This window comes from Inquilinus limosus MP06 (assembly GCF_000767795.1).
In the GTDB taxonomy this organism is placed as follows: domain Bacteria; phylum Pseudomonadota; class Alphaproteobacteria; order DSM-16000; family Inquilinaceae; genus Inquilinus; species Inquilinus limosus_E.
Genome location: NZ_JANX01000248.1, coordinates 1 through 8,691, shown reverse-complemented (window position 1 = coordinate 8,691; position 8,691 = coordinate 1). Strand labels below are relative to the sequence as shown.

Genomic DNA, 8,691 nt, shown 5'->3' with positions numbered 1-8,691 from the left:
GGGGGTTGTCGATCGAGGAGAACGGAAGAGCAACCGCGGTTCTTGCGGCACGCCTCCCCTCCCCCTGCCCCCCTCCCGCGAGGGGAGGGGGGACTAAGAGAGGAAGTCGCTCGCTGGACGTCGGCACCATCACTCCACCGTCGCGTCGACGAAGCGCATCCGCTCGTCGGAGGGCAGCTGCGCGTTCTGCACCCGCTTGCTGACGCCGTAGATGGTGTTCGAGTTGTACAGCGGCAGCTCCATCGCCTTGTCGGCGACATAGCCGGCGACCGCCTGCAGCGTCTTCTCGCGCTCGGCCGGGTCGTAGGTCTTGCGCTGCGCCTCCAGCATCGCGTCCAGCTCGGGGATGCTGTCGTACGGGTTCCACTTCTCGCCGGTGTGGTACATCAGATAGGCGGTGTTGTCGTAGTCGAAGGTCCAGCCGCCCCAGCCCTCCTGGAACAGCGCGCCGGTCTTGCCGTTCGGCACGATGTCGTTGAGGAAGACATTGCTCTCATAGGGCTTCAGCGTCGCCTTGAAGCCGACCATCTGCAGGTAGCCCGCCACCGCCTGCAGCACCTCGCGCAGGGTGGCGTTGTCGCCGCGGAAGTCGAGCTGCAACGGCGTGCCCGGCCGCACCCCGGCCTGGGCCAGGAGGGCCTTGGCGCCGGCCGGGTCGAAGGGCAGCGGCTTGAGCTCGGGCGGATAGCCGAAGGACAGCCGGCTCTGGAAGCTGACGATCGGCTCGGCCTGGCCGGCCAGCACGGTCTTGACGATGGTGTCGCGGTCCACCGCCATGATGATCGCCTTGCGCACCGCCTCCTTCGACGTCAGCGGGTCCTTGGTGTTGAAGCGCATGGCGTAGACGGTGGGGCCCGGCACGCTGACGATCTGCAGCTTCGGGTCCTGCTCGATTACCGGCACCTGGGCGACCTCGACCTGGGTCGCGACGTCGACGCGGCCGGCCTGCAGCTCGGCCACCCGGGTCGAGGATTCGGCGATGAAGCGGTAGACCAGCTTGTCGATCTTCGGCGCCCCGCCCCAGTAATTCGGGTTGGCCTCCAGCGTCAGGCTGACCTTCGGCTCATAGGCCACGACCTTGAACGGGCCGGTGCCGATCGGCGCGCTGTTGAAGGCGTCGTCGCCCTTCTCGGCCAGGTATTTCGGCGGCACGATCATGGCACCGTAGCCGGCCAGCTTGGTCAGCAGCACCGGGTCCGGCCGCTTCATCACGAAATCGACCGTGTGGTCGTCGACCACCGCGACATGGTCGATCGAATTGTAGTTCGACTGCTGCGGCCCCTTGGCGCCCTCGGCGCCGAGCAGCCGGTCGAAGGTGAACTTCACCGCGGCGGCGTCGAAGGGCTCGCCGTTCTGGAAGGTCACGCCCTCGCGCAGGTGGAAGCGGATGCGGTTGGCATCGTCCAGGAACTCCCAGCTCGTCGCCAGGCCGGGCACCAGCTTGAGGTCCGGCCCGCGCATCACCAGCCCGTCGAAGATCTGGCTGCCGACCGAGCCCCAGGCGACGAGGAAGGTGTCGATCGGGTCCCAGCTGCCGGGGTCCTGCCGCAGCGCCACGGTCAGCGTCCCCGCCGCCTGGGCCTGCGACGCCGCGGCCGGCAGCAGCGCCGCCGCCAGGGCCAGTCCGAGAGCGTGCCTGCCGATGGTGTTCCTCATCATCGCCTTCCCTGTCTTGTTGTGATGGCGGCTCATGCCTCGACCGCCGCGAAATGGTTGGGCCCGACCGGAAGCAGCCGGTGGATCGTCGGCTCGTCGCCGACGGCGCGCACCGGGCTCGGGATCTCGCCCTCCAGCGCCGGGCGCTGCGCCGCCCGCTCCGGATCGGCCACCGGCACCGCCGCCAGCAGCCGTTTCGTGTACGGATGCCGCGGCGTCTCGAACACCGCCCGGCGCGGCCCGATCTCGACGATTTGGCCGAGATACAGCACCGCGACCCGGTGGCTGACCTTCTCCACCACCGCCATGTCGTGGGTGATGAACAGATAGGACAGGCGCTGCTGCGCCTGCAGCTCCATCAGCAGGTCGACGATCTGGGCCTGGATCGAGACGTCGAGGGCGGAGACGGATTCGTCGGCGATGATCAGCTTCGGATCGCTGGCCAGGGCGCGGGCGATGCAGATGCGCTGGCGCTGGCCGCCGGAGAACTCGTGCGGGTAGCGGCCGGCCCGCGCTGCCGGCAGCCCCACCCGCTCCATCAGCTCATGCACCCGCCTCGTCACCGCGGCCCGGCCCTCCGCCAGCCCATGGGTGACGATCGGCTCGGCGATCGAGAAGCCGACGGTTTTGCGCGGGTCGAGCGCGGCGAAGGGATCCTGGAACACATACTGGATCTTCTGGCGCAGCCGCCGCCGCTCCGCCGCCCCCATCGCCAGCACGTCCTGGCCCTCGAAGCGGATGGCGCCCGAGGTCGGCGCCACCAGCTGCTGCAGGGTCTTGCCGATAGTCGACTTGCCGCTGCCCGACTCCCCGACCAGTGCCAGCGTCTCGCCGGGATAGAGGTCGAAGCTGACCTCCTCCACCGCATGGACGCGATGGGTGACGCGGCCGAAGACGGTCTTCTTCACGTCGAAGCGCGTGGTCAGCCGGTCGACCGACAGCAGCGGCGCCGCGGTGTCGGCGGTGTCCTGCACCCGGGTCTCACCGACGCTGCGCGGCGTGTCGCCGTCCAGCACGATCAGCGGCGTGCGCTTCGGCAGGTCCTCGCCCGCCAGGCTGCCCAGCCGCGGCACCGCCGACAGCAGCGAGCGGGTGTAGGGGTGCTGCGGCGCCCGGAAGATGTCGCGCACCGGCGCCTGCTCGACCTTGCGGCCGCGCCACATCACCAGCACCTCGTCCGCCATCTCCGCCACCACGCCCATGTCGTGGGTGATGAACAGCACGGCCATGCCGAGGTCGCGCTGCAGCTCGCGGATCAGGGTCAGGATCTGGGCCTGGATGGTGACGTCCAGCGCCGTGGTCGGCTCGTCGGCGATCAAAAGGCGCGGCCGGCAGCACAGCGCCATGGCGATCATCACCCGCTGGCGCATGCCGCCCGACAGCTGGTGCGGGTAGCGGCCCAGCATCGCCCCGGCATCCGGCAGCCGCACCCGGCGCAGCAGCGCCTCGGCCTCCCGCCGCGCCTCGCGCAGGCTCAGCCGCTGGTGCAGGACCAGCGCCTCGACGATCTGGTTGCCGATGGTGAAGACCGGGTTCAGCGACGTCATCGGCTCCTGGAAGATCATCGCGATGTCGTTGCCGCGGATCCCGCGCAGCCGGTCCTCCGGCGCCTGCACCAGGTCAACCGGCGCCCCCTCCCCCGGCCGGAAGCGGATCGAGCCGCCGGTGATGGCGCCGCCGACATGCCGCACCAGCCGCATCACCGACAGCGCCGTGACCGACTTGCCGGAGCCGGATTCGCCGACGATGGCCAGCGTCCGGCCGGGGGCCAGGTCGAAGCTCAGCGACTGCACCGCGGCGAAGGGCCCCGTCGGCGTGTCGAAGCCGACCGAGAGGCTGCGCACCGACAGCAGGGCGCCGTCTGCGGGCGCGTCCGGACGCAGCGTGTCGAGGGTCGCGGCCCCGGTCACAGCGTCGTCGCCGCGCGGGCGGCCTGTTCGTAATAGCCCGAGAGGGCGCGCAACTGGGCGCCGATCTGCGACAGAGCCTCCTCCGCCGGGCCGGTCGAGGTGGTGGCGCGGACCAGCAGCCGCTCGCGGATCTCGGCATAGCGGTCGCAGGCGGCGCGGCCGGCATCGGTGATGCGGATCAGCTTCTCCTTGCCCGCCCGGCCGGTGGCCACCAGACCGGCCGCCGCCAGCTTGCGGATCGCATAGGTGGCGACATGGGTGTCCTGGATGTCGAGGACGAGGCAGAGATCGGCCAGGGTCTTGGCCCGGTCGCGGTGCCGCACCGAATGCAGGATCAGCACCTCCATCGCCGACAGGCCGGGCACGCCGGCCGCCGCCATGCAGCGGACCATCCAGCGCGAGAAGGCGTGGGAGGCGAGGATCAGGCCGAATTCGAGCTCGGACAAGGCCGGCGAGGCACCGGCGGCGAGATGGGCCGAGGACACGATGGCGCCGACGCCGCGCGGCTTGCCGCCCCTGCCGGCGGGAGCGCCCCCCGTCGTTCCGTCTCGCACCATGCCACCCTGTCCGGAGTTTATTTGACGACAAAATGTCGACATATCGTCGACGTGCTGTCAATCGCGGATCTCCCGCTTGCCGTCATTCCCGCGAAAGCGGGAATCTCGCGCCGCAAGTGATGAGATCCCCGCTTTCGCGGGGATGACGAGAAGGAGTCGTCAGCTGCGCGGCGCCACCAGCACGTCCCAGCCGGCCATGGCGCTGTCGACCACCGCCTGCAGGTCCGCGCAGCCGGCGCCGTTGCGTGCCTGGATCGTCAGCCCGTTCAGCACGGTGACATAATAGGTGGCGATGGCCTGCGTATCGGCCCCCTTGGGCACGTCGCCCTCGGCCACGCCGCGGTCCAGCCGTGCCTTGACGTTCGCCACCGACCGGCGGCTGGAGTCCAGCAGGTATTCCCGGACCTCGGGGCTGGCCGGGATGCCGACGGCCGAGGCCAGTACGATCATGCAGCCGGGCGGCCGGTCCGGCGCGGTGTAGCCCGCCGCGTTCTCGCGCAGCATCGCCTCGATCCCCGCCCGCGCCGTCGGCGCCTGCTGCATCGTCCGGGACGCGGTGCCACCCTCGCCCGCCTCGTAGAGCTCCAGCGCCTCGCGGAACAGCGCCTCCTTGCAGCCGAAGGCGGCGTAAAGGCTGGGCGAGTTGATGCCCATGGCGGCGGTGAGGTCGGTCATCGACGCGCCGTCATAGCCGCGCGCCCAGAACATCTCCATCGCCCGGCGCAGCGCGGCGGCCCGGTCGAAGCTGCGGGGACGGCCCCGTTCGGCCATCGCGGATCCTTTCTGTGTCGACCAATACATAAACTGCTGGACAGGCGCCGGCAAGTTGGATACGGATTTATGTACCAATCAACACATAAATGGAGAGACCCATGTCCGGACTGTCCGGAAAGGTCGCGCTGGTCACCGGCGGCAGCCGCGGCATCGGCGCCGCGATCGCGGAGCGGCTGGCGCGGGACGGCGCCGATGTGGCGGTGACCTACGCCGCCTCGCCCGACAAGGCGACTGCGGTGGTGGGGCGGATCGAGGCCCTGGGCCGGCGCGGCCTGGCGATCGCCGCCGACGCCACCGACGGCCGCGCGGTGCAGGCGGCGGTGGAGCGGACGGTGGCGGAGCTGGGCCGGATCGACATCCTGGTCAACAATGCCGGGGTCTTCCCCTACGGCCCGTTCGAGGAGGTCGGCGAGGACGAGCTGGACCGCACCCTGGCGATCCATGTCCGCTCCAGCTTCCTGGCGGCGCAGGCGGCGGCCCGGCGCATGGGCCAGGGCGGCCGCATCATCTCGATCGGGTCGTGCCTGGCCGATTATGCCGGCGGGGCGAACATGACGCTCTACGTCATGACCAAGGCGGCGCTGACCGGGCTGACCCGCGGCCTGGCGCGAGACCTGGGCCCGCGCGGCATCACCGCCAACATCATCCATCCCGGCCCGACCGACACCGACATGAACCCGGCGGACGGGCCGCATGCGGACGGCCAGCGCCAGCACATCGCGCTGGGCCATTACGGCGAGGCGTCCGACATCGCCGCCATGGCCGCGCATCTGGCCGGCGAAGGCGGCCGCTGGGTCACCGGCGCGTCGATCGCCGTCGACGGCGGCGTGAATGCGTAAGAGGGCGGCCCGCCCGTGAAAGGCGGGCCCCGTCTCTACTGCGCCGGGACCTCGGCCGGGCGCTCGCGGCCCAGCGTCGCCTGGGCCAGGGCGAAGGCGATGACGGCGCAGCCGGTGATGCCCGCCACCATCGGCAGCGAGGTGCCGTCGAAGAACGGGCCGATCACCGCGATCACCACGGCGCCGGTGACGAATTGCAGCGTGCCCATCAGGGCCGAGGCGGTGCCGGCGACGGCACCGTGATTGTCCAGCGCCAGCACCGAGGTCGTGGGGATGACGAGGCCGAGGAAGCCGTAGCCGACGAACAGCAGCGCCGCCAATACCGCCAGCTGGTCGACCCCGGCCAGGGTCACGGCCAGCAGCACCACCATGGCGGCGGCATAGCCGGTGACGGCGATCCGCACGATCCGGCCCAGGCCGAAGCGCCCTGCCAGCCAGCCGGTGCATTGCGACACGCCGATGAAGGACACGGCGTTGATCGAGAAGAACACGCTGTAGAGCCGCGGCGACAGGCCGTAATGCTCGATCAGGATGAAGGAGGAGTTGGCGAGATAGGCGAAGAAGCTGGCGATGCCGAAGGCGCCGATGAAGGTCAGCCCCAGGAACTGCCAGTCGGTCAGCAGCGACCGGTATGCCCGCAGCGCGCCGAGGATGCTGCTGTCCACCCGGTGCTGCCGCGGCCGCGTCTCGGTCAGGAACAGCGTCAGCATGACGATGCCGAGCGCGGCCAGCACCGTCACCACCCAGAACACGCCGCGCCAGCCCGCCGCCTCGATCACAAAACTGCCGCCGAGCGGCGCCAGGATCGGCGACACGCTGAACACCAGCATCAGCAGCGACATCAGCCGCGCCGCCTCGGTGCCGGTGTGCAGGTCGCGCACCACGGCGCGCGGGATCACCATGCCGGCGCAGGCGCCGAGGCCCTGGACGAAGCGGAAGGCGACCAGCGTCTCGATATCCGGGGCAAAGGCGCAGCCGATGCTGGCGGCGACGAAGACGGCGAGGCCGAGATACAGCGGCAGCTTGCGCCCGAACATGTCGGAGAGCGGCCCGAACACCAGCTGGCCGACGCCGAGCGAGACGAAGAACGCCATCAGGCTGGCCTGCACCGCCTCGGTCCCTGCCCCCAGGCTGCGGCCGATCTCCGGCAGCGCCGGCAGGTACATGTCGATCGCGAAGGGCCCGATGGCGGTGAGCAGGCCGAGCACGATCGCGTAGCGGAGCAGCGACGAGGACATGAGCGGTCTTCCGGGTTCGGAGGCCGGCGGACGGAAATGGTCCGGACGGATGATGAGGGCGGAGCGCATGTCGTCTCTATGGGCGATCGCTGCGACTCTCCGTCCAAAACTTTGGACAGTATTGTCCAAATCGTCAAGCCCCCTTAGAGTGGGGGCATGCAGGAGTCAGAACAGATCGCGCGGCCGGTGCCCCCCCGGCGCGGCCAGGTCGCCAAGCACGCCTCGGTGCTGGACGCGGCCACGGCGGTGTTCTGCCGGGACGGGTTCGCCGGCGCCAGCATCGACCTGATCGCGGCCGAGGCCGGGGTGTCGCGCCAGACCATCTACAACCACCATGGCGACAAGGAGGCGCTGTTCATCGCCGTGGTGAGGGAGATGACCGAGCGCTGCAACGCCGGACTGTTCCAGACCCTGACCACCTTCCCCGACCGCCCCCGCGATCTGGAGGCGGAGATGGCCGCCTTCGCCGGCCGGCTGGTGCGCAACTGCCTGTACAACCGCGACGGCGGCGCGCTGCGCAAGCTGATCCAGACCGAGGGCGAGCGCTATCCCGGGCTGTTCGCGGCGTGGCGCGAGCACGGGCCCGGCACCGCCTGGGCCGCGATCGCCGCCCGCTTCGCCCGGCTGGCCCATGCCGGATATCTGAGAATCGAGGATCCGGACCTGGCGGCGCGCCAGTTCCTGGCCCTGATCCATGCCGATTTCCACATACCGTACATGCTGGGCACCAGGCCGACGGAGGACGAGGTCGATGCCGGGGTCCTGAATGCCGTGCGCACCTTCCTGCGCGCCTTCGGCCCGGCGGCGGCGCGGGGGGTGCGGCCGAACTGATCCATCAGCCGAATGCGGCTTTCTCATCTGTCATTGCCGGGCTTGACCCGGCAATCCAGGGGCCACCGAGAGCGGCTCTGGCCGCCCCTGGATCCTCGGGTCAAGCCCGAGGATGACAACAGGGGGACGTCAACATGAATCAAAGCCGCCTCTCAGAACCCACATCCCCTCAGGCCTGCCCTGCGCCGATGGCTGGTGCGGAGCGAAAGATCTGACATAACATCCCCTCCGACGCTGCCGACCACCCGTCCCTTCCCGTCACCGATCGAGCGATCGCCATGACCGCATCCGCTCTCTTCTCCCCGCTCGCTCTCGGCCCGATCACGCTGCCCAACCGGCTCGTGATCGCGCCGATGTGCCAGTATTCCGCCGATGACGGCTGCGCCAGCGACTGGCACATCCAGCATTGGATGAGCCTCGCCATGTCCGGCGCCGCGCTGGTGGTGGTGGAGGCGACCGGCGTCGAGCGCCGGGGCCGCATCACCCATGGCTGCCTGGGCCTCTATTCCGACGCCAATGAGCGGTCGATCGCCCGCGCCCTGGCCGCGGCCCGCGCCGTCGCCCTGCCCGGCACCCGCTTCGGCATCCAGCTGGCCCATGCCGGCCGCAAGGCGTCGACCCAGCGCCCCTGGGAAGGCGGCCGCCCCCTCGGCCCCGACCAGGATCCCTGGCCGACCGTCGCCCCCTCCGCCGTGCCTTTCGATACCAATTGGCACACGCCGGAGGCGCTGGACGAGGCCGGGCTGGAGCGGGTGAAAGCCGCCTTCGTCGCAGCGGCCCGGCGCGCGGTGCGGCTGGGCTTCGACGCCATCGAGCTGCACATGGCCCATGGCTATCTGTTCCACAGCTTCCTGTCGCCGCTGTCGAACCGGCGCGACGACCGCTG

The 8,691-nt window shown here is 70.3% G+C and carries 8 protein-coding genes; 3 read left to right on the top strand and 5 right to left on the bottom strand.

Features of this window, described 5'->3' with window-relative positions; translation table 11 throughout:
- Positions 1 to 129 precede the first annotated feature (129 nt).
- From P409_RS18755 to P409_RS18740, 4 genes are all read right to left on the bottom strand, one after another.
- Entirely contained in the window at positions 130 to 1,656 is a 1,527-nt protein-coding gene (locus P409_RS18755; protein ID WP_202964718.1) for an ABC transporter substrate-binding protein, read from the bottom strand.
- Between the two features lie 32 nt (positions 1,657 to 1,688).
- Positions 1,689 to 3,566 (bottom strand): ABC transporter ATP-binding protein, encoded by a 1,878-nt coding sequence (locus P409_RS18750; RefSeq protein ID WP_238578720.1) that lies wholly within the window; start codon positions 3,564 to 3,566, stop codon positions 1,689 to 1,691.
- Positions 3,563 to 4,123 carry a winged helix DNA-binding protein gene (locus P409_RS18745; RefSeq protein ID WP_081991617.1) on the bottom strand — a complete coding sequence of 187 codons (561 nt, stop codon included), beginning with the start codon at positions 4,121 to 4,123 and terminating at the stop codon, positions 3,563 to 3,565. The genes P409_RS18750 and P409_RS18745 overlap by 4 nt, the downstream gene beginning before the upstream one ends.
- Before the next feature lie 159 nt (positions 4,124 to 4,282).
- Positions 4,283 to 4,894, bottom strand: coding sequence for a TetR/AcrR family transcriptional regulator (locus P409_RS18740; RefSeq protein WP_034841266.1), 612 nt, complete (start codon positions 4,892 to 4,894; stop codon positions 4,283 to 4,285).
- 101 nt (positions 4,895 to 4,995) lie between these two features.
- Between P409_RS18740 and P409_RS18735 the strand changes: the two genes are divergently transcribed.
- Entirely contained in the window at positions 4,996 to 5,736 is a 741-nt protein-coding gene (locus tag P409_RS18735) for an SDR family NAD(P)-dependent oxidoreductase (protein WP_034841262.1), read from the top strand.
- A gap of 35 nt (positions 5,737 to 5,771) precedes the next feature.
- Here the strand turns inward: P409_RS18735 and P409_RS18730 are convergent, their stop codons facing one another.
- Complete coding sequence (locus P409_RS18730) at positions 5,772 to 6,974, bottom strand: multidrug effflux MFS transporter (RefSeq protein ID WP_034841257.1); 1,203 nt, start codon at positions 6,972 to 6,974, stop codon at positions 5,772 to 5,774.
- Positions 6,975 to 7,130: 156 nt separating this feature from the next.
- On the opposite strand from P409_RS18730, the gene P409_RS18725 reads away from it, so the two are divergent.
- Both P409_RS18725 and P409_RS18720 read left to right on the top strand, forming a co-directional pair.
- Positions 7,131 to 7,805: a TetR/AcrR family transcriptional regulator gene (locus P409_RS18725; protein ID WP_034841252.1), complete on the top strand. Its 675-nt coding sequence runs from the start codon at positions 7,131 to 7,133 to the stop codon at positions 7,803 to 7,805.
- Between the two features lie 278 nt (positions 7,806 to 8,083).
- Positions 8,084 to 8,691 (top strand): oxidoreductase (locus P409_RS18720; RefSeq protein WP_034841247.1); only part of this gene is annotated, 608 nt, incomplete at its 3' end.